Genomic DNA, 26,315 nt, shown 5'->3' with positions numbered 1-26,315 from the left:
GAACATAATTTCTGTGTCAAATTAGGTGACATAATATGATTGACGGCTGTTAGATTGTAATTATAATTAAGGAGAATAGTGGCGGTGGACATCAAGAATAATAAAGATAGTGCAATTGCCCTAACAAAATAAAAAGCAGGGGAGAGATATGGAATGAAAAAACAGGTTGGTTTAATGGTCATGATCATCCTGGCACTGACAGTCGTGTTGTCCGCATGCGGCAGCAAGAACGACAACGGTGCCAACAACTCAAACACAGGCAGCAACGCAGGTTCTGCTTCCCCAGAAACATCTGAAGCGCCAGCTTCCAAGCTGAAAATCGGTATGGTTACAGACGTTGGCGGCGTTAACGACAAATCCTTTAACCAAAGCGCTTGGGAAGCTCTGAAGAAAGTAACGGCTGACACAGGCGTAGCGACAAAATATCTTGAATCCAAAGGCGATGCCGACATGGAGCCGAACTTGAAGGCTTTCGTATCGGAGAAATATGATATGACTTGGGGGATTGGCTTCCTGTTCACGGATGCTATGACTAAAGTCGCAACTGAAAACCCGGACTCCAAATTTGGTCTGATCGACGCGGCAGTAGAGCTTCCTAACGTTGAATCCGTTGCATTTGCGGAGAACGAAGGTTCTTACTTGGTAGGCGTAGTTGCGGGCCTGATGACAAAAACGAACAAAATCGGTTTCGTTGGCGGCATGGAAATTCCGGTCATCAAGAAGTTCGAAGCTGGCTTTAAAGCCGGTGTTGCAGCAGTAAACCCAGATGCAGCAAAAGCAATGAAAATCAACTATGTAGGCGACTTCTCCAAGCCTGACCTTGGTAAACAAGCGGCTGCAACGATGTATGACGCTGGCGTCGACATCATTTTCCACGCTTCCGGCGCATCCGGTAACGGCGTATTCAACGAAGCAAAATCCCGTAAAGACGCTGGCAAAGACGTATGGGTTATTGGCGTTGACAAAGACCAATCCCTTGAGTTCGGCGACGCAATCACACTGACTTCCATGATGAAGGGTGTAGAGGCGGCTGTTTATAAAATTTCGACGGATCTGATCAACGGTACATGGAAAGGCGGTCAAGTCGTTACGCTTGGTCTGAAAGACAACGGCGTAGGCTTGCCAGATACTTCTACGAAAAACGTTCCAGCTGATGTATTGGCTAAAGTTGAAGAATACAAACAAAAAATCATCAGCGGCGAGATTACAGTGCCTACCGAATAATTTTCTAACCGAAAATGTTTGGATGTCGCTGTGTCAAGGCAAGGCCGGCACCAGCCGGCCTTGTCCTTTTTTGCCGTACAGGTAGAAAACCGGGGGGATGATGAAGAATGGTCCGGAGCACAACGGCTGTTGAACTAAAAGGAATAACGAAACGTTTTCCGGGGTTAGTAGCCAATGACAACATCAATTTTGAATTAAAAAAAGGCGAGATTCATGCGCTGCTTGGCGAGAACGGAGCAGGCAAATCAACGCTGATGAATATTTTGTTCGGCTTGTATCAGCCGGATGAAGGCGAGATTTGGGTTAATGGCAACAAGACCGTCATTGACGGGGCAGGTAAAGCAATTGAACTTGGCATTGGCATGGTGCATCAGCATTTCAAGCTTGTGCAGCCGTTTACGGTTGCGGAAAATATCGTGCTCGGCAACGAGCCGTCTAAAGTCGGTTTCTTGAAATACCGGAAAGCGAATCAGAGAGTTCGGGATTTGTCCGAGCGTTATGGATTGAAAGTAGATCCGCAAATGCGGATTAAAGATATTACGGTCGGCATGCAGCAACGGGTGGAGATTCTGAAAACCTTGTACCGCGGCGCCGATATTTTGATCTTCGACGAGCCTACAGCCGTACTTACGGTTCAGGAGATCGAGGAATTAATTGAAATTTTGCGCAGCCTGTCGGCGGAAGGGAAATCGATTATTCTGATTACCCATAAGCTGAAGGAAGTTATGGCGCTGGCCGACACGGTAACCGTTATCCGAAGAGGCAAGGTTATCCGCACGCTTCCGACATCGGAGACCAATGAGCGTCATTTGGCCGAGCTTATGGTCGGTAGGGATGTCAATTTCCAAGTTGAGAAGTCGAAGCAAGAACCGGGCGATGTTGTGCTGTCTGTTGATTCCCTGCAAATGAAGGGCGAGCAGAGCAAGAACGTGCTTGACGGCCTAGGCTTTGAAGTTCGTGCAGGTGAAATTCTCGGGATCGCGGGCGTAGACGGCAACGGGCAAAGCGAGCTTGTTTATGCGATTACCGGTATGCGCAGCGTTAATGGCGGCAGTATTAAGCTTAATGGCAAGGATATTACGAACCGTACGCCGCGCGAAGTTTCGGTTGCGGGCGTAAGCCATATTCCGGAGGACCGGCATAAGCATGGTTTAGTGCTTGACTTTACGCTTAGCGAGAATATGATTCTCGGCAATTATTTCGACCCGCAATTCGGCAAGAACGGCTTTATCGACTTCAAAGCGATGGATGTGCTGGCTCAACAGCTGGTCACCGAGTTTGACGTTCGTGGTTCGGGTATTCACGCGAAAGCCCGGTCTTTGTCCGGCGGCAACCAGCAGAAGGCGATTATTGCCCGGGAATTGTGGAAAAACCCGGATTTGCTTATTGCGGTTCAGCCGACACGGGGTCTGGATATCGGCGCGATCGAATACGTACATAAGCGGTTAGTGGAAGCTCGCAATCAAGGGAAGGCGATTCTGCTCGTTTCCTTTGAGCTCGATGAGCTGTATGCTTTGTCCGACCGGATTGCGGTTATGTACGAAGGACGAATAATGGGCGAAGTGGATGTCGACAACCGTGACGATCAGCAGCTGGGCCTCATGATGGCAGGCGATGCAGCAGCGGCTGCAACCGCGGAAGGGAGGAAGTAGAACGTTATGAACACAATGAGAAAAATTTTCGACAAGTCTTCCTTCCTGGTGCCGCTTGTGGCCATCATCCTTGGTCTACTCTGCGGCGCGCTTGCGATGTACGCCGGCGGATACGATCCTTGGCTGGCTTATAGCTCTTTGCTGAAAAAATTGTTCGGAAGCCCTTACGACATCGGCGAGGCAATCCGGGCGATTACGCCGCTTATCTTTACAGGTATCGCGGTAGCTTTTGCTTTCCGTACGGGACTTTTCAACATTGGCGCTGACGGTCAGTTCATTATGGGGATGACAGGCGCAACGATCGTTGGGGTAACGCTTGATTTGCCTTGGTATATCCATGCTCCGCTTGCGATTATCGTCGGCGGTCTGTTTGGCGGCTTGTGGGCGGCGCTCGCCGGTTACCTGAAGGCGGCACGCGGCGTGAACGAGGTTATTTCCTCCATCATGCTGAACTGGATTGCGCTTTTCTTGTCCAACTATATCGTAGGTACTTATCTCGTATTGGAAGGGCAGCAAAAGTCTAAACCGCTTCATGAGTCATCGCTTGTTACGATCAAATGGCTCTCCGAGAGCATGGGCAATGCCCGCATGCATTGGGGAACTCTCATAGCACTTCTTGGCCTGATCGTGTTTTATGTTGTGTTGTGGCGCACGAAAAAAGGCTACGAGCTCCGCGCGGTTGGTCTCAATCCAAACGCAGCCTTGTACGCCGGCATGAACGTGAACCGCACGATTATCACTTCCATGTTCATTAGCGGCGTCTTCGCCGGTCTAGGCGGCGTCTTCGAAATTCTCGGCGTTTTCGGTTACCAGACGGTCATGGCCTCTTCTTGGGGGTATGGCTTTGACGGGATCGCGGTAGCCCTTCTGGGGGGCAACACGCCGATTGGCGTATTCCTTGGCGCGATTCTGTTTGGCGGCTTAAGTTACGGCTCCGCGGGCATGAGCTTCGGCGCGGATGTACCGCCTGAAATCGTCCGTATCGTTATTGGCTCTATCATTTTCTTTGTTGCTTCGCATGGACTTGTGAAGTTCTTCCTGAAGCCATTTATGGCACGCCGTTCGGGCAAAAGTAAGTCGGAAGGAGGCGGTGCACGATGAACGCAATGGATACGATTGGACAATTAATCAGCATTACGCTTGTCTTCTCGACAGCGCTCATCTTCACCGGTCTTGGCGGTCTCTTCTCGGAACGGTCCGGTGTCGTTAATATCGGTCTTGAAGGTCTTATGATCGCGGGCGCATTTGGAGCTGCCGTATTTACCGATCAAGCCATTAAAGGCGGAATGACGCATGGTGCTCCATGGATTGGTCTGATTGCCGGTCTCGTCTTAGGTCTTGTTGTTTCTCTGCTGCACGCAGTGGCGACCATTACGTTCCGCGCTGACCAGACGATCGTTGGGGTCGTTATCAATATTTTGGCGGCGGGCCTTGCCGTTTATTTGACAAAAAGCTTGTATGAAGGTTCCGGTCAGACTCCTACTCTGGAGTATGTATTTAATCCAGTTGCAATTCCGGGGCTGTCGGATATTCCGCTCTTGGGCAAAGGAATCTTCACGGCTTATCCAACCACGTATATTGTGATCGGGGTCGTTATTCTCAGCTATATCGTACTCTACCGTACAACCTTTGGTCTGCGTCTTCGTGCCGTCGGCGAACATCCGAGCTCGGCCGATACCGTCGGCATCAGCGTAACGAAGTATCGCTATATCGGCGTTATGCTGAGCGGCGCGCTTGCCGGTCTTGGCGGCGCAACAATCGCTTTGACGACAACGAGCAACTTTGCGCACAATACGATTTCGGGGCAAGGCTTTATCGCGATTGCGGCTGTAATCTTTGGCAAGTGGAACCCGCTTGGCGTAGCCGGAGCGGCGCTCTTCTTCGGGATGGCGCAGGCGCTTCGGAACTGGGCGCAGCTGTTCGAGTGGTCGCACCATATTCCGAATGAATTTTTCTACATGCTGCCGTATCTGCTGACGTTGATCGTCCTTGCGGGCGCAGTTGGCCGTTCGTCGGCGCCAGGCGCGCTTGGCGAGCCATATGATCCGGCGAAGAGATAGCTGGAATCCACATAAATAATCGCTAAAATCCTCTTCTCCGCCGCTAAGCAACAATCGCCGCGGGGAAGAGGATTTTTTCTTTCTATATAGCATTGACAGCATCCTGCACCTGGAGTAAATTAAACCTTAACAAAAGAATCATAAATGGACATTGACTTTGAAGTACTTTGTGCATGAATTCACAAAGTGTGGATAGCCATATTCGGAATGGGACTTACCGCCCATCCCTCATAAGAGGAGAGGATTAACTGTGGAAGCACTGGCGCTGGAACGCAAGGCGGAACAGAATCGAGAACTGCGTGAACGGCTCATGCAATTGAAGAAAGAGCGTAATGCAATTATTCTTGCTCATTATTATCAACGGGACGAAATTCAAGAGGTGGCCGATTTCCGCGGGGATTCTTTCCTGCTTGCGCAGAAGGCTGCTCAAACCGATGCGGATGTCATTGTTTTTTGCGGCGTTCATTTTATGGGCGAAAGCGCGAAAATTTTGGCACCGAACAAAACGGTTATTATTCCCGACGAACGCGCCGGTTGTCCGATGGCGGACATGGTTAACGTAGACGGCTTGCGCAAGCTGAAAGCGCAACATCCGAATGCGACCGTCGTTACGTATATTAACTCTTCTGCGGAGATTAAGGCGGAAACGGACATTTGCTGTACATCGGCGAATGCTGTTAAGGTTGTCAACTCGGTGGAAGGCGATGAAGTCATCTGGGTACCGGACAAAAACCTTGGCCATTATGTGCAACAGAATACCGACAAAAAGATGATCATCTGGGAAGGGTATTGCAACACCCATGACATGCTTACGGTCAAAGACGTTGAGGAAATGAAAGCGAAATATCCGAACGCTCAATTTGTCGTGCATCCGGAATGCCGTCCTGAAGTCGTTGAGCTTGGCGATTTCGTCGGCAGTACAACAGCAATTATTAAATATTGCAAGGAATCGGATTGCCAGGAGTTTATCGTCGGCACGGAAGACGGTACCGGCTACCAGCTTCGTCTGGACAGCCCGAACAAAACGTTCCATTTTGCATCCAAATATCTGGTTTGCCCGAACATGAAAGTGAACAACTTGAAGAAGCTGGTGAAATGTCTGGAAACCATGCAACCTCAAATCTACGTTCCTGACCATGTTGCAGATCAAGCTCGTAAGTCCCTGGAGCGCATGTTACTCGTTAAATAGGAGGAGCATGCGCTACTCCTATGCTTGGAGGCGCGTTACTATGATGATACCTAGATATCTTGTTGATCTGTCGCTTGAGGACTTGCCGGTTGTGGAGAAGGACGTTCTTGTTATCGGGGCCGGCATCGCCGGTCTTTTTACCGCGCTTCGGGCAAGCGATAACGAGCAATCAGTTCTTATGATTACGAAAAAATCGCTGCTCGACAGCAATACGCGGTATGCCCAAGGCGGCATCGCGGCGGTTATCTCGGATGAGGACTCGCCGGATTATCACCGTGAGGATACGCTTATTGCCGGCGCGGGGCTCTGCTCGGAAGATGCCGTTAACGTACTGGTCCATGAAGGACCGGAAGGCGTAAACAATCTGATTAGCATGGGAACCCGGTTTGACCTCGAGAATGGCGAGTTTGCGCTTACCAAGGAAGGGGCGCATAGCCAGCGCCGCATATTGCATGCTAATGGCGATGCTACGGGATATGAGATCGTGCGTGCCCTATCGGAGAAAGCGACAGCAGATCCGGGCATTGAAGTATGGGATGATCATTTTGTTATTGATCTTGTTACGCAGGACGGGGAGTGCTGCGGGGCGATTGTGCAGAAGCCGGATGGGCATCGCTTGTATGTGCGAGGCAAGGCGACGATTCTTTGCTCGGGCGGAACAGGCCAATTATACCGTTACACGACCAATCCGGAGGTAGCAACCGGCGACGGCGTAGCCATGGCTTACCGGGCGGGCGCGCTTGTACAGGATATGGAGTTTGTTCAGTTTCATCCAACATCGCTATGTTACCCGGGTGCGCCGCGTTTTCTAATCTCGGAGGCGGTTCGCGGTGAAGGCGCGTATCTGCGCAATATACGGGGCGAACGGTTTATGGACCGCTATCATCATCAGCTCGAGCTTGCGCCGCGGGATGTGGTGGCGCGCGCCATCGTCAGCGAAATGGAAGAGACCAAATCAACGTTTGTCTATTTGGATATTACGCATGAATCGCCGGATATGGTGAAACATCGTTTTCCAACGATCTATGAGTTCTGTTTGCAGTTTGGGCTTGATTTGACGACCGACTGGATTCCGGTTGCTCCGGCTGCCCATTACATGATGGGCGGAGTCAAAACCGACTTATTCGGGGAAACCAATATAAGAAGACTATTTGCATGCGGGGAAGTATCATCGACCGGCGTCCATGGCGCGAACCGTCTGGCTAGCAACTCGCTGTCGGAAGCGATCGTGTTCGGTAAGCGGATCGTGGACCGCATCATGGCGTTGTCTGCGCTTGAGACCAAACCTGTCATTGCTAATGAGCAACCGCGCAGCAGCATGCCTATGCAAGCTGTCGTTGAGAAGCGGTTGAAGCTGCAGAAGGTGATGGTCAGGTATGCCGGCCTTCGCCGCTCCGCCCAAGGCCTTGGAAAAGGGCTTGAAGAATTGAAACGGCAGCTGCCGTTTTTCCAAACGGTCCTGACCAAACGTGAGGAATACGAGTTCGCGAACCTGCTGACCTGCGCGATTCTGACGACGGAATCTGCGCTCGAGCGGGAAGAGAGCCGCGGCGGGCATTACCGGGAGGACTTCCCGGAGAAAAACGATGCGGTATGGCGTAAACATACGGTTAAGCGTCGGCTGCAAGGATTGACGGAGGAGCGATTTATTCATGTTTGATACAACGTTCGGCACCTATAACCATGCCCTGCGGGAGCAGATCCGCAGCTGGCTGGCTGAAGATATCGGCAGCGGAGATATTACGACCGCAACAACAATTCCGGTAGGCTCGCAATCTACGGCCGTAATCCATGTGAAGGAGAGCGGCGTGATTGCCGGCCTGCCGGTTGCCCGTCTAGTTTTTGAAGTTGTTGATCCTGCGCTTCGGTTCCAAGCGAAAGTAAGCGACGGAGACCATGTAGACAAAGGAACGGTGATTGCGACCGTTGAAGGCAGCACGCATAGCTTGCTTACCGGTGAGCGGCTTGCCCTTAACCTGATGCAGCGTATGTCCGGCATAGCCACCAAGACGAACGCTTTTGTAACGGCACTGGAAGGATTGCCGGTTCGGCTCGTGGATACGCGCAAAACAACGCCGGGCCACCGGATGCTCGAGAAATATGCGGTCCGAGTCGGCGGAGGTGCAAATCACCGTTTTGGTTTACATGATGCCGTAATGATCAAAGATAATCATATCAAAGGTGCGGGCGGAATCCGCCAGGCTGTCGAAGCATCCCGAGCGGCGATTCCCCATACAATGAAAATTGAAGTAGAAGCGGAGTCGTTAGAGCAGGTTGAAGAAGCGCTGGCATGCGGCGCCGACATTATTATGCTCGACAATATGGCTCCCCCTCTAATGACCGAAGCCGCCAGTCTTATTAAATCCCGTGCTCCTCATGTTATAGTTGAAGCATCGGGCAACGTGCGGCTGGATACGGTACGGACGATTGCAGCCTGCGGCGTTGACGTCATTTCCGTTGGCGGATTGACCTATTCGTTTAACGCCATTGATATCAGTCTAGATTTGAATGCAAAAAAAGGAGGCGCTCCCTCGTGATCTTGGTTATCGATGTGGGCAATACAAACATCGTTCTGGGCGTCTATAAGGGCAAGGAATTGCTCCATCATTGGCGGCTGAGCACCAATCGCTCGGCAACCGTTGACGAGTACGGCATGAACATTCATAACCTGTTTCATTATGCGGGTATCCGGATGGAACAGATTGAAGGGGTCATTATTTCTTCGGTTGTTCCGCCGCTTATGCGCGCGCTAGAGCAGCTGTGCATGAAATATTTGCGCAAGATGCCGCTAGTTGTTGGGCCTGGCATTAAGACGGGTCTTAATATCCGTTATGAGAATCCGCGCGAAGTTGGCGCAGACCGAATCGTAAACTCGGTTGCGGGTATCGTGAAATATGGCTCGCCGCTTATTGTTGTGGATTTTGGAACGGCGACAACTTTTGATTATATCGATGCGTCGGGCAGTTATTTGGGCGGTGCCATCGTTCCGGGTATCGGCATCTCTACGGAAGCCTTGTACCAGCGCGCAGCAAAGCTGCCTCGCATTGAACTGGTGAAGCCAAAGAGCGTTATCGGCCGCAATCCGGTAACTTCCATGCAGGCAGGCATTATTTACGGATACGCCGGACAAGTAGACGGAATCGTGAATCGGATTAAGAAGGAATTCCAGGTTAACCCCCGCGTAGTCGCGACAGGCGGACTGGCGGAGTTAATTAGTACGGAATCGGAAACGATAGAAGAAGTCGATCCACTTCTGACGTTGGAAGGATTGCGCATTATTTACGAACGGAATCAGGAGGGATAACAAGATGGAGCAGTTACAGGACGTACTCGTACGGGGTACGGCGTGGGGAGGTAAAATTCGCGTATTTGCAGCACGCACAACGCAGCTCGTAAGCGAGCTTCAGCGCCGTCATCAGACATTGCCGACCGCAACAGCCGCATTCGGACGGACCGCAACAGCCGCTTCGATTATGGGAGCGATGCTGAAGGGCGAAGAACAGCTTACGGTTAAAGTAAAAGGGGACGGTCCAATCGGCCAAATCGTTGTTGATGCCAATGCGCACGGCGAAGTACGCGGTTATGTCGATAATCCGGATGTCCTGCTGCCAAGCAACCAGCATGGGAAAATCGACGTAGCCGGCGGCGTGGGCACGAACGGTTATCTTCATATTATTAAGGATCTTGGTCTTAAGGATCCGTATCTGGGCAGCGTACCGATTGTTTCTGGCGAGCTTGGCGAAGATTTCACTTATTATTTCGCCGTATCCGAACAGACGCCTTCCGCGGTTGGCCTTGGCGTGCTTGTGGCGCCGGAAGGTCAAGTGATTCACGCAGGCGGATTTATTATTCAGTTGTTGCCGGGTCTAACGGACGAGGAAATTACCCGTCTTGAACAAGCCGTAGGGTCGATCCCGCAAGTGACGCAACTTCTCGAGCAGGGAGAGACGCCGGAAGGCATTTTGCGCCGGTTGGTAGGAGACGATCTCCACATCCATGATACTTTGGAATTGAAGTTCCAGTGCAAATGCTCGCGCGAGCGCGTGGAACAAACGCTGCTCAGCGTTGGAGCGTCGGAGCTTGAGCAGATTATCGAGGAAGACGGCAAGGCAGAACTCGTCTGCCATTATTGCAATGAGGCTTATACGTTTGACCGGGAACAGCTCCAGCAGCTGCTGGAACAAGCGAAGCCAAACTTCGTGCAATAATGCCGGAGGCATTTAAGGAAATGAAGAAACACGGGGTATTGAAAGCAGTTGTTGTCCTTCAAGCGATTTGTATGATCGTTCTAAGCGTAGCGGTTATTGTGAAGCTGTCTCCGTTCTCGGACGATCCCGAGCCGCTTGATCCCGATTCGGAGACAAAAGCCGAGGCCGGTGACAAGCCAAGTGAGGGAATTGCCGCAACGGTAGGAGGCGTCCCGATATCGGAAGCTGATCTTGTGGACCAGCTTAGGAGGCAGTACGGCGATAACGTGCTGCGCACGATGATGGTTCACAAGGCTATTGATTTGGAAGCAGATGCCCAAAAGCTCAACGTGACCTCTGAAGAGGAGGACCGTGAGCTGGCCTCCATGATCGAAGGTTATGACAGCGAAGAAGTTTTTTATGAAGTGATGCAAGAACAGCTCGGCATGACCAAGACCGACGTCCGTGAAGATGTCAAGTATCGGCTGCTACTGGAGAAGATCGCGATTCTTACGGTCAATTTATCCGAAGTGGAGATACAAAACTACATAACGGAGCATTCCTCCCAATTCGAGGGCAGATTGAGGCTTCATCTTCAATGGATTGTTACCGATTCCGAGAAGGAAGCGGAGGAGGTTCTTGACCGGCTCGGGGATGGAGATTCGTTTGACCAGCTCGCGATAACCTATTCAAACGACGCGAATACGTCGGAATCGGCTGGCGATCTGGGGCTGATTGACTCGGATGATCCGTTTTATGATGCCGGCATGCTGGAGGAAGCAAGCCGGCTTCAGACCGGCGAGACGACAGGGCCGATTCAGGTGCCGCAAGGTTATGCCATTATCCGGCTGCTCGAAAGACAGAAGACCGAAGGCCTAACGGGTCATATTTTATATGATTCGGCACGCAAAGAGCTGGCTCTCTCCAAAGCAAAGCCGCTTAACGAAATCGAGGATGATTTACTAGAGAAATACAACGCAGACATTACCCCTTAGAACTCTTAAATAAATCATCTTAAAGCCGCCGTTATGGCGGCTTTTTTCTCCAGTTACCTTATCCTGTAAATTTGACAAAGAAACTATTGACAACGGATACAGGAGATTGATAAGATGTTATTAGTGAAAAACCAACTAAATTAGTCGGAATAAGGGAGGCAATTATTCTCATGGCTAGAATCGTTAACAGCGTAACTGAACTTATTGGTGATACACCTCTTGTCCGTTTAAACCGCCTTGTACCGGAAGACAGCGCGGAGATTTACGTGAAGCTTGAGTACCAGAACCCAGGCGCTAGCGTTAAAGACCGCATTGCGATCAGCATGATCGAAGTAGCGGAGCAAGAAGGCCGTCTGAAACCAGGCGACACAATCGTTGAACCTACTAGCGGCAACACGGGTATCGGTCTTGCGATGGTAGCTGCTGCAAAAGGATATAAAGCGATCCTCGTTATGCCTGAAACAATGAGCATCGAGCGCCGCAACCTGCTTCGTGCCTATGGTGCGGAACTGGTTCTGACACCAGGTTCGGAAGGCATGAACGGTGCCGTTCGCAAAGCGGAAGAGCTTGCGAAAGAAAACCCTTCTTACTTCATTCCGCAACAGTTCAAGAACCAAGCTAACGTGAAGGTTCACCGCGAAACAACAGGTCCGGAAATCGTAGAAGCGATTAACTCGCTGGACGGCAAACTGGATGCTTTTGTTGCGGGTATCGGTACTGGCGGTACAATCTCGGGTACAGGCGAAGTACTGAAGAAGAACTTCGAAGGTATCAAGATCTACGCGGTAGAGCCTGCTGCATCCCCGATTCTGTCGGGCGGCAACCCAGGTCCTCATAAAATTCAAGGGATCGGCGCTAACTTCGTGCCGGATATCCTGAACCGTGAGATCTACGACGGCGTTATTACCGTTGAGAACGAAGAAGCATTCGAATATGCTCGCCGTGCCGCAAAAGAAGAAGGTATCCTGTGCGGTATTTCTTCCGGCGCCGCAATCTATGCTGCTCTGAAAGTAGCGAAAGAGCTTGGCAAAGGCAAACGCGTTATTGCGGTTGTTCCTTCGAACGGCGAACGTTACCTGTCGACGCCTCTGTTCAACTTCGAGAACTAATATTGTCTCCTTCTACAAGTCCCCATTCTTGCGAATGGGGCTTTTTGACGTTTGTTTAGCCATTTTGTATACTTAGCAAAACATACCTGATCGGAGGAAAATGACATGATCACCGCACTTTCGCAGTGGGTCTTATGGCAGAGAGAAGAGAGCTATACAACCTTGCCGCTGCTAAAGCGTATTCCGCTTGGAGCGGTTATGGTGGATTCGTGGGAGTCGGCATGGCGCGCGGCTTCTCCGCATGCTTTTGTGCTAGAGAGCGGCAAGGACGGACGATATACCTATTTAGGGCTCCATCCGGAAGGGGTTATTCGCGGTAAAGGCCTAAATGCCCGGTCAACGGAATGGAATTCCGAGGGCCATGTGCAATCAGAACAAGATTGGGATGGCAAACCTTTAGAAATCGTAAGACGTTGGATGGAACCGTACCGTTCGCCGAAATTTGAAGAGGGGCCCAAGTGGACCGGAGGCTGCGTAGGCTTCTGGAGCTATGACGTCATTCGTTCGATTGAGCGGCTGCCCGAGCTTGCGGAGGATGATACGGGACTTCCGGATTACCTGTTCCTGCGAATGAACCGGATCTGGATTGTCGATCAGCAGGAGAAAATGCTGTATTGTGCCGTGCATACACCGGTTACCGGGGAGGAAGACGCAGCGCAATTACAGGCTAAGCACAAGAAAGCGACGCAACTAGCCGATGAGATGGATCATTTCTGGCAGCAGCACGTGCAGCGTCAGGACGGCGTGGCAGCTGCGGTTCGCGAGGAACGTAGACAATTCACGGCTAGCGATAGCCTTCACATCGACGTAGAGTCGGTAGAGGGCATCACCTCGCCGTTCAGGAAAGACGCATTTATGGATGCTGTACGCCGGATCCAGCAATACATCGGACAGGGCGACGTATTCCAGGTTAACTTGTCGCAGCGGCAGAGCCGGAAGGTAAACTCATCGCCGGAGGAGCTGTACGAGTGGCTTCGTATTTTTAACCCTTCGCCCTATATGGGCTTTCTGCGTTGTCCGGATTTCCAGCTTGTCTCGGCATCTCCCGAGCTATTGGTCGAGCAGAACGGCAATAAGCTGGCGACGCGGCCGATCGCAGGCACGCGCCGGCGGGGGCGTACGGAAGAGGAAGACCGCATGATGGCGGAGGAACTCCGCACAAGCGAGAAGGAACGGGCAGAGCATATTATGCTGGTTGATTTGGAGCGGAACGATCTGGGAAGGATCTCTGAGTTTGGCTCGGTAAAAGTCGAAGAGCTGATGGTTATCGAATATTACTCTCACGTTATGCATCTGGTATCGCAGGTGGATGGCCGCCTCGCGGAGGGCAAGGATGCGTTTGATGTTATTGCGGCAACCTTCCCGGGCGGAACGATTACCGGAGCTCCGAAAATCCGGACGATGGAAATCATCGAGGAGCTAGAACCAGTGCGGCGCGGACCCTATACGGGATCGCTAGGATGGATTGACTATAATGGAGATATGGAATTTAATATAATAATAAGAACAATGGCGGTAAAAGACGATGTCGTCCATATTCAGGCCGGAGCGGGGATTGTCATTGATTCCGATCCGGAGCGGGAGTATTACGAATCGTTGAATAAAGCGAAGGCGTTATGGAAGGCCATTCAATACAGCGAGCGGTTTGCGGAGCAGACAAGCCGGGCATAACGCGCTAAGCGATATACAAAGGGGGAGCAGGAGCGATGATTCTAGTAATTGATAATTATGATTCGTTTACGTACAACTTGGTGCAGTATTTAGGTGAACTAGGCGAAGAGGTTGTCGTGAAGCGGAATGACGAGATTGATTTGGAAGGCATTGAGGCGCTGAGACCTGACCATATTCTAATCTCGCCAGGGCCTTGCTCTCCGAATGAGGCTGGAATCAGTCTATCGGTTATTGAGCGTTTCAAAGGCATTATTCCGATCTTTGGCGTCTGTCTGGGCCATCAGTCGATCGGACAAGCGTTTGGCGGCGATGTTGTGCGCGCGGAGAAGCTGATGCACGGCAAGACATCCGAAATCCACCATGACGGCAAAACGATCTTTGAAGGTCTCCCCTCCCCGTACACGGCTACCCGTTACCATTCTCTGATCGTGAAGCGCGAGACGCTTCCGGATTGCCTGGAGATTAGCGCGGAGACGGCGGAAGGCGAAATTATGGGACTGCGCCATAAGGAATATCCGATTGAAGGCGTACAGTTCCATCCCGAATCGATCATCACGCAGCATGGACACGATATGTTGCGCAATTTCCTTAAGCTCAAGACAGGTGCGGCGCGATGAAGATCGCGCTTAACGGAACGGTAATGGAATCTGGTGAAGCTGTGATCTCAGTATATGATCACGGCTTTTTGTACGGAATGGGGTTATTTGAGACGTTTCGTACATACGGCGGCAGGCCGTATTTGCTAGAGCGGCATTTAGAGCGGCTTGCGGCAGGCTGCGAAGCGATTGGCATTCGGTATCAACCGGACGCGGAGGCGCTGCAGAAGATGATAAGCACGCTATTGGCCGAGAATGGGCTAACGGAAGGCTACATCCGTTTAACGGTTACCGCAGGAATAGGGGAATTGGGGCTTCCGTCAGGGGATTACGAGCGTCCGACGGAGTTTATGCTTGTTAAGGCATTGCCTCCCCATCAAGAGGCGCTATACCGCGACGGTAAGGAGTTGCGTTTGCTCAAGACGACAAGGAACACCCCGGAAGGGGCTATTCGACTAAAATCTCTCCATTATATGAACAATATAATCGCGAAGCGGGAATTGCTGGCAAGCGGAGCTTCGGCTTCGGCCGAAGGACTGATGTTGAGTCAGGAGGGGCTTCTTGCGGAGGGGATAGTAAGCAATCTGTTTTTTGTGCAGGAAGACACCTTATATACTCCGTCAACGGATATTGGCATCCTTCCGGGCATTACTAGGCAGCGGGTCATTGAGTTGGCGCGCCAACGCGGATATACCGTAAGGGAAGGCCATTATTTATTCGAGGAGTTATTGGCGGCGGAGGAAGTATGGCTGACGACTTCCATTCAGGAGCTTGTGCCGGTGACGCGGGTAACGGATTCGAAGGGCGGGAGCACGGTCATTGGATCCGGCGTGGCGGGACCTTTGCTGCAAGAGCTGCTGCTTGCCTACCGCAATGATACGGAGGAACAACAAGGATGAGCAATCAAGAACAAGAACGAGAACAAGAGATTCAAGGCTACAGACCGACCTTTTGGAATAGAAGTTATGAATGGGACGACGGATTGAAGCTCGAACTTGGCCAAAGGACGCTCATTATGGGCATCTTGAACGCTACGCCCGATTCCTTCTCGGATGGCGGACGGTTTAACCAAGCGGAGGCAGCAGCCGAACGTGCCGCCGCAATGGTAGAGGAAGGCGTCGATATTATCGATATCGGCGCGGAATCGACACGCCCCGGCTTTGACCCGGTCAGCGTGGAAGAAGAGCTGCGCCGCCTGCTGCCCGTGATCCGGGCAGTTCGCGAGGCGGCTCCTCGCGTGCCGATCTCCATCGACACGTACAAGGCAGAGACGGCGCGCCAAGCTTTGGAAGCGGGCGCGCATATCATCAATGATATTTGGGGGCTGAAATACGACCCCCATATGGCGGCCGTTGCGGCCGAATACGGCTGTCCGGTCATAATCAGCCATAACCGTACTGCCCGGGACTATACGGACCTTGTCCCGGATGTGCTCGCCGACCTCGAGGCGAGCGTGGCTATCGCGCTGCAAGCCGGCGTGGATGCAAGCCGGATTTGGCTCGACCCGGGTCTAGGCTTTGCCAAAGACCATGACGACAACCTCGAGTTTATGGGCCGGCTGTCGGAATTAACGGCGCTTGGTTACCCGGTGCTGCTCGGCACATCGCGCAAACGGTTTATCCGGCAGACGCTTGACCTGCCGGTGAATGAATTAGCGGAAGGCACGGCAGCTACAACCGCGCTTGGCATCGCCCAAGGCTGTCAGATCGTGCGTGTGCACGATGTACGGGCGAATAAGCGGACGGCTATGATGGCCGACGCCATCATGTACAAATCGGCGCATCTCCAAGGACGGCGGTAGCCGTCTCGCCTTGCGCTTTTCCAAATAGAAAGTGAGGAAGTAACCGACATGGATAGCATGATCATGAAAGGCATGCAATTTTACGGCTATCACGGCGTTTTTTCGGAAGAAACCCGGCTTGGCCAGAAGTTTATCGTTGATCTTGACCTGAAGCTCGACCTGGACCAAGCGGCATCTACGGATGATTTGGACGCAACCATTAATTACGCTGAACTGTATGGCGAGGTCAAATCTGTCGTGCAAGGACAGCCTTATAAATTAATCGAAGCTTTGGCCGGCGGCATTGCAACGCGGGTTTTGGAAGCTTATACTATGATAAATGAAGTGACGGTTCGCGTAACGAAGCCAAATCCGCCGTTTGAAATCTATTTTGACGGGGTTACGATTGAGCTGCGCCGCAAGCGGGACGGAAATGGGCGTGTAGTCCGTGCCTAACACCAAATCGCAGGCGTATATTGCGCTCGGCTCCAATCTTGGCGATCGCGAAGAATTGCTTCGGCAGGCGGTAGAACACCTGCGCAAGCAGCCGGACATCCATGTATTGCGAGTATCCGGCCTGTATGAGACGGACCCTGTCGGGTATACGGATCAGCCGGCTTTTCTGAATATGGCGATAGCCGCCGAGACTACTCTTTCGCCAATAGAGCTCCTTCATGTTTTATTCCGGGTGGAGCAGCTTCTTGACCGCGTCAGAGTGATTCGCTGGGGACCGCGCACCATAGACTTAGATCTGCTGTTATACGATGAGGTTAAGATGGATGATGAGGAGCTTACGCTGCCGCATCCCCGGATGATGGAACGGGCTTTTGTGCTTGTTCCGCTAAGGGACGTCATCGATTCATCGCATCCTCTGCAGGAGGAAGTTTCAGCTTTTGCAGCAGCGGCGCTTCAGGATGGAAAGGAAGGCATCACGTTATGGAAAACCACCAATTGGCTCAGCGAGTACGGGCATTCCGGAAGCTGAAGGGATACACCCAGCAGGAGCTGGCAAAGGTATTAGGCGTATCGGTTGCGGTGCTTGGATCGCTGGAGCGGGGAACGCGCAAGCCAGATGCCCGGCTCATGACGAACATTGCGAATACGTTAGGCATTAGCTATGAGGAATTAATGGACACGGAATCATAACGTACCTTATATATGGCGCACTAGAACTATTGCACAACTTAAGGAGGATGCAGAAACGGCGTGTTGAAAATCGGAGACATCGAGATGAAAAACAAAGTCGTGCTCGCGCCGATGGCCGGCGTCTGCAACCCGGCTTTCCGTTTGATTGCCAAAGAATTCGGAACGGGCCTTGTATGCGCGGAAATGGTCAGCGACAAAGCGATCTTGCACGGTAATAAGCGGACGATGGAAATGCTGTTTGTCGACGAGCGCGAGAAGCCGCTCAGCCTGCAAATTTTCGGCGGTGACCGCGAGTCGCTCGTTGAAGCGGCGAAAGTTGTCGACCAACAGACCAATGCCGATATTATTGACATTAATATGGGTTGCCCGGTACCTAAAGTAACGAGTTGCGATGCGGGCGCCCGTTGGCTGCTTGATCCGAACAAAATATATGACATGGTGTCCGCGGTTACCGCTGCGGTAAGCAAGCCGGTTACGGTGAAGATGCGAATCGGCTGGGACGATCAGCATATTTATGCGGTCGACAACGCGAAAGCTGTCGAAAGCGCGGGAGGCAAAGCCGTCAGCGTACATGGACGCACACGCGAGCAGCAATACACCGGTAAGGCGAACTGGGATATTATCCGCGATGTGAAGCAAGCCGTTTCCATTCCGGTAATCGGCAACGGCGACGTATTCTCGCCGGAGGATGCCCGCCGCCTGCTCGATCATACGGGCTGCGACGGCGTGATGATTGGACGCGGCGCGCTAGGCAACCCTTGGATGCTGTACCGTACGATTCAATATTTGGAATCGGGTGAACTGTTGCCTGATCCGCATCCGCGCGAGAAACTTGAGGTTGCGATCCTTCATATGGACCGCCTTGTCGCTCTAAGAGGAGAAGCAACCGCCGTGCGCGAGATGCGCAAGCATATGGCGTGGTATTTGAAAGGACTTCCCGGCGCGGCGCGCGTGAAAGATGTCATTATGGAAGAGACGGGCCGCGATGCGCTTGTCGAAATTATGGAGAAATTTATCGCTTCATTGGATGAAGAAGCGATGGTATCTGCTAAGGGAAGCTCTACAGCGGCTCATTAAAGAGAGAGGGAGGATCACTGGTTGAAGAAACCGGTGGTCCTCTCCGCCTAAACCAATGTAAAGCGGTTACATATCAAATTTGGCTTTGATTGACATTCGGGGTGTCTTTGAAATATAATCTTGCAATATACATCAACGACAGCGTCGTTTTCGCGCTAGCTGCCCCGCAACTTGGCATGAGGAACGGGGAATGCAATATATTAAATAACAGTGAATTCATACAGCGTATGAATAATATGTCACACGACAGGAGAATCGGAAGATGAGCGATAAGGAAATCATTCTGACTCAGGACGGTTTAAAGAAACTTGAAGAGGAACTCGAAAATCTCAAGTCGGTCAAACGTCGTGAAGTAGCGGAACGGATTAAAGTAGCAATTGGTTATGGTGATATCAGCGAGAACTCCGAATACGAGGATGCCAAGAATGAGCAGGCTTTTATCGAAGGCCGCATCATCACACTTGAGAAAATGCTCCGCAACGCGCGGATTATTAATAATGATGAGATCGATACCAATACGGTAAGTATTGGATCGGTTGTAACAGTGGAAGATTTGGAATTCGGTGATACAATGGAATATGCAATCGTAGGTTCAGCCGAATCCGACCCTCTTCGCAACAAAATTTCGAACGAGAGCCCGGTGGGCAAGGCGATTCTGGGTAAGAAAAAAGGAACAGTCGTGGACGTTAACGTTCCTGCCGGCATCATTCAATATAAAATCGTCGATATTAAAAAATAAGGTTTGCACTGCCATTTGCGTACTTTTCGAAAGCTTCCTTATCGGAAGCTTTTTGAACGTTACATATAAGAACGTATAGGCCCTTGTCTATACAATGCTTATATTTCACTCGCGAAACGTCTGCTGCCCTCCCGAGGATGGCGCAGCCGTTTACGCTAGAGCAGTGCCTTTAATTTAGGAGATGAATGAAGTGGATCAGCAAAACACGGGAGTGGAACAAGAACAAGAATTAAGCGAGCTTCTGCAAATTCGCAGAGACAAACTGGACGAGCTGAGAGCGCTTGGCGTTGACCCGTTTGGCGTCAAGTTCGAGCGCACTCACAACGCGAAGGACATCGTATCTGCTTATGAAGAATTCAGCAAGGAAGAGCTGGAAGAAAAAGCGATTAAGGTTCAAGTAGCCGGCCGCATCATGCAAAAGCGCGGCATGGGCAAAGCTTCTTTTGCGCATATCCAGGATCTTTCCGGCAAAATTCAGATCTACGTTCGCAAAGACACCGTTGAAGCGAACAAATACGCGGCGTTTGAACTGCTTGATATCGGCGATATCGTAGGCGTAAGCGGCGTTGTGTTCAAGACAAACACGGGTGAAGTATCGGTTAAAGCCCAGGAAGTCGAAGTGCTGACGAAGTCGCTGCTACCGCTGCCTGACAAATACCACGGTCTGAAAGACGTTGAGCTGCGCTACCGTCAGCGTTACGTCGACCTGATCGTGAACCCGGACGTACAGCAAACCTTCATTACGCGTTCGCGTATTATCCAATCGATGCGTCGTTACCTCGACTCGAAGGGTTACCTCGAAGTTGAAACGCCAACCCTGCACTCCATTGCAGGCGGCGCTGCGGCTCGTCCGTTTATTACGCATCACAATGCTCTTGATATGCAGCTGTATATGCGTATTGCGATCGAACTCCATCTGAAACGTCTGATCGTCGGCGGACTTGAGAAAGTATACGAGATTGGCCGCGTTTACCGGAATGAAGGCATTTCGACTCGCCATAATCCGGAGTTTACGATGATCGAGCTGTATGAGGCTTATGCCGATTACAAAGACATCATGGCGCTGACGGAAAACCTGATTGCGCATATCGCTCAGGAAGTACTCGGTACTATGAAGATCAATTACCAAGGTCAAGAAATTGATCTTACGCCGGAATGGCGCCGAGTATCCATGGTCGACCTGGTTAAGGAAGTAACCGGCGTTGACTTCAGCGTAGAGATGAGCGATGAAGAAGCTCATGCCCTCGCGAAGGAGCACAAAGTACCGGTTGAGCCTCATATGACCTTTGGCCATATCCTGAATGCGTTCTTCGAGACGCATTGCGAGCATACGCTCATTCAACCGACCTTCGTTACCGGCCATCCGGTTGCCATTTCGCCGCTGGCGAAGAAGAACCCGGTTGATCCGCGCTTTACGGACCGCTTCGAATTGTTTATCGTTGCGCGCGAGCATGCGAATGCGTTCACCGAGCTTAACGATCCGATCGACCAGCGTCAACGTTTCGAAGCGCAGCTCGTGGAGAAAGAGCAAGGCAACGACGAAGCGCATGAGATGGATGATGATTTCATCCGCGCTCTCGAGTACGGCATGCCGCCAACCGGCGGACTTGGCATCGGCGTCGATCGCCTTGTTATGTTGCTTACCAATGCGCCTTCCATTCGCGATGTGCTGTTGTTCCCGCATATGCGCGAGCGTGCAGGCGAATAAGATGATAATTACAACACCGCTTGGACTGAAAGGTCCGGGCGGTGTTTTTTTATGGATAGGAGCGCACATTGACATTTGATAGGGAAAGTGAGAATGTAATTTTACAGGAAAAACAAGCAGAAGAAACTTATTCTTTGAGGTGAACCGCGGAAAATGTGGAAGAGTGGCTTGCGTGCAATCATCTGTTTATTAATTGTTCTCGTTGTTGGACTTTTGCCTGCCATGCACGGCTATGTATTTGCTGAAGGGAGCGGTGCGTCAGGATCAAACGCTCTGGGCAATATTGCGACCGAAGCCTTCTCGCCGGTCATCTCGCTTGACCCGGTCCATTCCGCCTCGGCTACTCCAGAAGAGCAGGAGAAGATTGATCCGAAGAAAATATCGGCTTTTTCTGTGTTGTTGCTATCGGCGCTGTTTGGCGCATTATTCGCTTATCTGTACAGCAGATGGCTCCGTGCACGGGAATTTACAGTATCGGGGAAGTCTCTGTCATCCGAGAGCAAACCTTCGTTGAACGGGATGCGGATTGCATTGCTAGCTGCATTTGCCTTCCGATTCTACATAGCGGCTACAAACCCCGGTTACACGAATGATATCAATACGTTTATATTTTGGGCGAATCACGCCTTTAAGGACGGCCTCGGCAACTTCTATCAGGAGGGTATGTTCGCGGATTATCCTCCGGGTTATATTTATGTGCTTTATGTGCTTGGGGCGGTTCAGTCCTGGATCGGTATCGATTCAGCAAGCGATGCAGCCGTTGTTCTCTACAAGTTCCCGGCTATTTTTGCCGACCTGATCACCGGATATCTCATCTATCGTACCGCGGCGAGAAAACTTGATCACCGCGCCGCATTTGGGCTTGCGATGATTTATATTTGGAATCCTGCCGTCTGGATCAACTCCGCCGGATGGGGGCAGGTCGATTCCTTCTTTGCTCTGATCCTTGTATTGGCGATCTGGGCGATTACGGAAGGCAAGCTGGAACGAGGCTCGATTTGGTTTGCGCTTGCGGTACTTGTGAAGCCTCAGGCGCTTATATTCACGCCTGTTATGCTGCTTGCTTACGGTTATAGTCTTAAACAGTGGAAGCGTATCGCAGCTAGCGTCATTTACGGTGCGGTTGCGTTCCTCTTGCTCGCGGCGCCGTTTATTTGGAACAATGGCGGGCTATCAGCACTTTATAATCTTTATAAATCAACGCTTTCTTCCTATCCGTACGGCACGCTAAACGCATTTAATTTATATGCTTTGACGGGAGGGCAATGGGCGCAGCTCGATCAGCATTGGCTTGGACTGAAATATTCGGCGTGGGGCAATATCGGCATCGTGTTTGCGACAGCTAGTTCCATTCTCTTTTTCGCTTTCCGCAAACAGCAGAAAGATCTGTCTGGTTCCTTCTACATGGCTTTAATATTGATCGTCACCGTCTTTATGTTTGCTGCCAAAATGCATGAACGCTACATGTTCCCGGCTCTTTTGCTATTGATTTTTGCTTATATCGAAGCGAAGGACCGCCGGATTCTGCATTTGCTCCTTGGTTTTAGCATTACTCATTTCATTAACGTCGGTTATGTCTTGGACTTCAGCAAAGCCAACGCGTTCTTGCCTTCTTCAAATGGTATTCTAATTGTTACTTCGATTTGCAATCTTGGTTTGTATCTGTACATGATTTATATCGGTTACGATAGATATATGAGGGGATGCCAGCTTCCCGTTCATAGCGTGACGAAGGTAGAGCTTGCCTTGTCCGAGGAACGGCTGTTGCAAAGCGTGCGCGCGGAAGAAGCGCCAGTCCGCAAGCTGCAGCGCAAGGACTGGATTTGGATGTCTGCCATTACGGCTGTTTATGCGGTGATCGCCCTAGTTAATCTGGGTTCTACGGTCAGCTTCGACAGCGGCTGGAAAGCTGATAAGGCGGGACAAACCCTCTATGTCGATTTCGGCAAGCCCGTGCAGATCGGTCAGATTAATAGCTTTAATGGCGTTGGAGTAGGGAAATACAAATGGGAATTCACAAGTTCCGTGCCGGATTCCAATACGCCGGAGCAATGGAGCAGTCCGATTGAGATTGAGCAAAAGGTTGGCGATGACCTGAAATGGACGGTTAATCCGGTCAACCAAACGGCTCAATATGCGAAGCTTACCGTTACCCAATCAGGCTTCTATATGCAGGAGGTTGCTTTTTATTCGGAGGGTAGCGACAAACCGATCCCGATCAGCAGCATTGTAGATCCATCTATACTTAGCTCAAGCCAGCAGGACCCTGCTACTACAGCAGATCGATTATTTGATGAACAGAAGAACGCGGTGTACAAACCGGACTATTTGAACAGCTCCTATTTCGACGAGATTTATCATGCGCGTACGGCATATGAGAACCTGCATGGCATTAAAGCCTATGAGAATACGCATCCGCCGCTTGGCAAGCTGCTTATTGCGGTAGGAATCAAGCTGTTTGGCTTCAGTCCGTTTGGCTGGCGGATCGTAGGAACGTTGTTTGGCATTGCCATGCTTCCCGTAATCTATTTGTTTGCCCTGCAACTGTTCCGCAAGACGGGATATGCGGCAACGGCGGCTATCCTGTTTGCAGCGGACTTTATGCATTTCACACAGACACGTATCGCGACGATTGATGTGTATGGCGTCTTTTTCATCATGCTGATGTTCTATTTCATGAATAAATACCGGGAAATGAGCTTTTACCGGTCATCGCTTCGGAAGACGCTTGTGCCCTTGTTCTGGGCAGGGTTGTTGTTCGGGATCGGAGTAGCTTCCAAGTGGATTGTTATCTATGGGGGTGCCGGACTTGCGGTTATGTTGGCGCTTGTCCTAATTGAACGGTATCGCGAACATGCGGCGGCCAAACGAGTCCTGGCTGGCAGAGGAGAAGGGCAACCGGGGGATGAGGCTTACCAGAGGGCTTCCCGCGGATTTGTGCGGAATACGATTCTGACTCTTGCAAGCTGCTTGATTTTCTTTGTTGTTATCCCGCTTGTTATTTATTGTTTGTCCTACATCCCCGTTTTGTCGGTTAAGGGAGATACGTATACGGCGGAACGGCTTGTAGAGTACCAGAAGCATATGTACGACTATCACAGCCATCTGGTCGCTACGCACCCTTATTCATCACAATGGTGGGAATGGCCGTTTATGAAACGTCCGGTCTGGTATTATAACGGTAAGAACCTCGAGCCGGGCATGGTCTCGTCGATTTCATCGTTTGGCAATCCGCTCATCTGGTGGACGGGAATATTCGCGATTATTGCAGCTCTGTACGTAAGTTTGAAGCGCAAAGACAAGCGCATGTACGTTTTGTGGATAGCTTACTTGTCGCAGTACCTGCCATGGATGCTCGTTCCTAGGTTGACGTTCTTGTATCATTATTTTGCAATGGTTCCGTTTATGATCCTAGCCATTGTTTATATATTTACCAGGGTGGAAGAGGGCCGTGAGAATAGAAGACGAATCCGCTGGATATATACCGGCATAGCGGTAGTTTTATTTATTATGTACTATCCAGTCATTTCCGGTATGGAAGTAAGCAAGGATTATGTGATGATTGCTTTAAGACATTTTGACTCTTGGGTCTTTTATAGCTGATGAGCGGAAGGGGTAGACGGGCATGAAGGCGAGATACAGCATTATTGTACCGATGTATAACGAAGAAGAAGTTATTCGCCATACGTATGCCAAGCTGAAGGAAGTCATGGACGGTTATGGCGAGCCTTATGAGCTTGTATTCGTTAACGACGGTAGCAAAGACCAAACGGTTGATATTGTGGAGGCCATCTGTCAGCAGGATAGCCATGTCCGTCTGGTCAATTTCTCTCGTAACTTTGGTCATCAGATAGCGATCACGGCCGGAATGGATTATGCGCAAGGCGAAGCCATCATTATTATTGATGCGGATCTTCAAGATCCGCCGGAAGTCATGCTGGAGATGATCGAGAAGTGGAAGGAAGGTTATGAGGTTGTTTACGGCAAACGACTGAAGCGCAAAGGCGAAACTCCCTTCAAGAAAATTTCGGCCATGTTGTTCTACCGAACGATGCGGAGCCTTACGAATTTCGATATACCAATGGATACTGGCGACTTCCGCCTGATCGACCGCAAAGTATGCGACGTACTGCGGGGGCTGAAGGAGAAGAACCGCTTTGTGCGCGGTCTCGTTAGTTGGGTAGGCTTCCGCCAGACGATGGTGGAGTATGTGCGCGAGGAGCGTTTTGCCGGAGAGACCAAATATCCGCTCAAAAAAATGATCCGCTTTGCGGTAGACGGCATTACGTCCTTTTCCTACAAGCCGCTAAAAATTGCAACCTATATCGGCTTTACGCTGTCGGCCTCCAGTTTTGTTTACTTATTAGTTGTCTTATGTCAGCGTTTGTTTGCTTCTGGCGTGGTGCCGGGTTGGACAACCATCGTGGCTATCAATCTTTTGTTCAACGGGATTATTCTGATGCTTCTTGGCTTGATCGGCGAATATATCGGTCGGATATATGATGAATCGAAAAACCGCCCTTTATATATTGTAAGAGAAGCGCGGGGATTCAGCGAAGAGAAGGAACAAGAGGAGAAAGCGAAGGAAAAGGAACGCGAATATGTCCATTGAGCCGGAGCAGCAGATTAGAGTTGGCAAAAAGCGTCTTGGCGCATTCAAGCAATTTATTATGTTCAATATGGTTGGTTTGCTTAATACACTGGTTGATTTCATCGTATATAGCGTATTGGTGTGGGCGGGACTATATGTCTTGCCCGCGCAGGTTATATCCTACAGCGCGGGTATGGTGAATAGCTACGCACTGAATTCTCTGTTTACGTTTAAAGGATCTGTGAGGATTGAAGGTAACGGCAGAATGCGCCGCGGGCTAATGATACGCTTCATTACATGGAATGCAGTCGTACTGGGAGTGTCTATGCTTCTGCTCTTCTTGATGACGTCTGCCGGGATAGGACCGTTTATGGCCAAGCTTCTTGCGACGGGAGTAACCGTTGTTCTCAACTTTGCGGGCAGCAAATGGTGGGTGTTTAGATCGCCGCAACCCTTAAACAAATGAATATCAAAAAAAGTTTTAAAAAGTGCTTGCAATCCTATAGGCATCCATGATATATTATCTCTTGTCGCCGCTGAGAAACACGGTGATGAACGAAAAAGAAATTGTTCTTTGAAAACTGAACAACG

General features: G+C 50.8%; 24 protein-coding genes. All 24 read left to right on the top strand.

The features are described 5' to 3' along the window. Positions 1 to 153 precede the first annotated feature (153 nt). Positions 154 to 1,224: a BMP family lipoprotein gene (locus tag QQK89_RS29060; protein ID WP_284242265.1), complete on the top strand. Its 1,071-nt coding sequence runs from the start codon at positions 154 to 156 to the stop codon at positions 1,222 to 1,224. 107 nt (positions 1,225 to 1,331) lie between these two features. Further along, positions 1,332 to 2,876, top strand: a complete 1,545-nt coding sequence (locus QQK89_RS29055; protein WP_284242263.1) for an ABC transporter ATP-binding protein — start codon at positions 1,332 to 1,334, stop codon at positions 2,874 to 2,876. 6 nt (positions 2,877 to 2,882) lie between these two features. Then, entirely contained in the window at positions 2,883 to 3,977 is a 1,095-nt protein-coding gene (locus QQK89_RS29050; RefSeq protein WP_284242262.1) for an ABC transporter permease, read from the top strand. Further along, positions 3,974 to 4,936, top strand: coding sequence for an ABC transporter permease (locus tag QQK89_RS29045; RefSeq protein ID WP_284242261.1), 963 nt, complete (start codon positions 3,974 to 3,976; stop codon positions 4,934 to 4,936). The genes QQK89_RS29050 and QQK89_RS29045 overlap by 4 nt, the downstream gene beginning before the upstream one ends. Before the next feature lie 250 nt (positions 4,937 to 5,186). Then, a complete protein-coding gene (gene nadA / locus QQK89_RS29040; protein ID WP_284242260.1) occupies positions 5,187 to 6,125 on the top strand; it encodes a quinolinate synthase NadA in 939 nt (312 codons plus the stop codon). Positions 6,126 to 6,168: 43 nt separating this feature from the next. Next, positions 6,169 to 7,785: an L-aspartate oxidase gene (gene nadB, locus QQK89_RS29035; protein WP_284242277.1), complete on the top strand. Its 1,617-nt coding sequence runs from the start codon at positions 6,169 to 6,171 to the stop codon at positions 7,783 to 7,785. Next, a complete protein-coding gene (gene nadC / locus QQK89_RS29030) occupies positions 7,778 to 8,662 on the top strand; it encodes a carboxylating nicotinate-nucleotide diphosphorylase (protein WP_284242259.1) in 885 nt (294 codons plus the stop codon). Before nadB ends, nadC begins: the two co-directional genes overlap by 8 nt. Next, a complete protein-coding gene (locus QQK89_RS29025) occupies positions 8,659 to 9,429 on the top strand; it encodes a type III pantothenate kinase (RefSeq protein WP_284242258.1) in 771 nt (256 codons plus the stop codon). The genes nadC and QQK89_RS29025 overlap by 4 nt, the downstream gene beginning before the upstream one ends. A gap of 4 nt (positions 9,430 to 9,433) precedes the next feature. Further along, on the top strand, positions 9,434 to 10,333 hold the full coding sequence (gene hslO / locus QQK89_RS29020) for an Hsp33 family molecular chaperone HslO (RefSeq protein ID WP_284242257.1): 900 nt from the start codon (positions 9,434 to 9,436) through the stop codon (positions 10,331 to 10,333). Positions 10,334 to 10,353: 20 nt separating this feature from the next. Then, a complete protein-coding gene (locus QQK89_RS29015) occupies positions 10,354 to 11,307 on the top strand; it encodes a peptidylprolyl isomerase (RefSeq protein ID WP_284242256.1) in 954 nt (317 codons plus the stop codon). Between the two features lie 170 nt (positions 11,308 to 11,477). Next, complete coding sequence (gene cysK / locus QQK89_RS29010) at positions 11,478 to 12,416, top strand: cysteine synthase A (protein ID WP_284242255.1); 939 nt, start codon at positions 11,478 to 11,480, stop codon at positions 12,414 to 12,416. A gap of 105 nt (positions 12,417 to 12,521) precedes the next feature. Beyond that, positions 12,522 to 14,087 carry an anthranilate synthase component I family protein gene (locus QQK89_RS29005; protein WP_284242254.1) on the top strand — a complete coding sequence of 522 codons (1,566 nt, stop codon included), beginning with the start codon at positions 12,522 to 12,524 and terminating at the stop codon, positions 14,085 to 14,087. Positions 14,088 to 14,122: 35 nt separating this feature from the next. Beyond that, on the top strand, positions 14,123 to 14,704 hold the full coding sequence (gene pabA / locus QQK89_RS29000; protein WP_284242253.1) for an aminodeoxychorismate/anthranilate synthase component II: 582 nt from the start codon (positions 14,123 to 14,125) through the stop codon (positions 14,702 to 14,704). Then, positions 14,701 to 15,582, top strand: coding sequence for an aminodeoxychorismate lyase (pabC, locus tag QQK89_RS28995; RefSeq protein ID WP_284242252.1), 882 nt, complete (start codon positions 14,701 to 14,703; stop codon positions 15,580 to 15,582). Before pabA ends, pabC begins: the two co-directional genes overlap by 4 nt. After that, the gene (gene folP / locus QQK89_RS28990; RefSeq protein ID WP_284242251.1) at positions 15,579 to 16,484 is read left to right on the top strand and encodes a dihydropteroate synthase; all 906 of its coding nucleotides are present in this window, start codon (positions 15,579 to 15,581) and stop codon (positions 16,482 to 16,484) included. Before pabC ends, folP begins: the two co-directional genes overlap by 4 nt. Before the next feature lie 48 nt (positions 16,485 to 16,532). Next, positions 16,533 to 16,919, top strand: coding sequence for a dihydroneopterin aldolase (gene folB / locus QQK89_RS28985; RefSeq protein WP_284242250.1), 387 nt, complete (start codon positions 16,533 to 16,535; stop codon positions 16,917 to 16,919). After that, positions 16,912 to 17,448: a 2-amino-4-hydroxy-6-hydroxymethyldihydropteridine diphosphokinase gene (gene folK, locus QQK89_RS28980; protein ID WP_284242249.1), complete on the top strand. Its 537-nt coding sequence runs from the start codon at positions 16,912 to 16,914 to the stop codon at positions 17,446 to 17,448. The genes folB and folK overlap by 8 nt, the downstream gene beginning before the upstream one ends. Beyond that, positions 17,400 to 17,609 carry a helix-turn-helix domain-containing protein gene (locus QQK89_RS28975; RefSeq protein WP_091190610.1) on the top strand — a complete coding sequence of 70 codons (210 nt, stop codon included), beginning with the start codon at positions 17,400 to 17,402 and terminating at the stop codon, positions 17,607 to 17,609. The genes folK and QQK89_RS28975 overlap by 49 nt, the downstream gene beginning before the upstream one ends. A gap of 60 nt (positions 17,610 to 17,669) precedes the next feature. After that, positions 17,670 to 18,686 (top strand): tRNA dihydrouridine synthase DusB, encoded by a 1,017-nt coding sequence (gene dusB, locus QQK89_RS28970; RefSeq protein ID WP_284242247.1) that lies wholly within the window; start codon positions 17,670 to 17,672, stop codon positions 18,684 to 18,686. Between the two features lie 262 nt (positions 18,687 to 18,948). Continuing rightward, complete coding sequence (gene greA / locus QQK89_RS28965) at positions 18,949 to 19,425, top strand: transcription elongation factor GreA (RefSeq protein ID WP_284242245.1); 477 nt, start codon at positions 18,949 to 18,951, stop codon at positions 19,423 to 19,425. 181 nt (positions 19,426 to 19,606) lie between these two features. Beyond that, entirely contained in the window at positions 19,607 to 21,133 is a 1,527-nt protein-coding gene (gene lysS / locus QQK89_RS28960) for a lysine--tRNA ligase (RefSeq protein ID WP_284242244.1), read from the top strand. 153 nt (positions 21,134 to 21,286) lie between these two features. After that, complete coding sequence (locus QQK89_RS28955; protein ID WP_284242243.1) at positions 21,287 to 24,736, top strand: glycosyltransferase family 39 protein; 3,450 nt, start codon at positions 21,287 to 21,289, stop codon at positions 24,734 to 24,736. Positions 24,737 to 24,758: 22 nt separating this feature from the next. Further along, positions 24,759 to 25,745: a glycosyltransferase family 2 protein gene (locus QQK89_RS28950; protein ID WP_284242241.1), complete on the top strand. Its 987-nt coding sequence runs from the start codon at positions 24,759 to 24,761 to the stop codon at positions 25,743 to 25,745. Then, positions 25,735 to 26,190, top strand: coding sequence for a GtrA family protein (locus QQK89_RS28945; protein WP_284242239.1), 456 nt, complete (start codon positions 25,735 to 25,737; stop codon positions 26,188 to 26,190). Before QQK89_RS28950 ends, QQK89_RS28945 begins: the two co-directional genes overlap by 11 nt. The last annotated feature ends 125 nt before the right edge of the window (positions 26,191 to 26,315 follow it).

It is taken from the genome of Paenibacillus glycanilyticus (assembly GCF_030161375.1).
GTDB classification, from domain to species: domain Bacteria; phylum Bacillota; class Bacilli; order Paenibacillales; family Paenibacillaceae; genus Pristimantibacillus; species Pristimantibacillus glycanilyticus_B.
The sequence above is the reverse complement of the archived record's forward strand: the minus strand, read 5'-3'. Positions and strand labels throughout refer to the sequence as shown.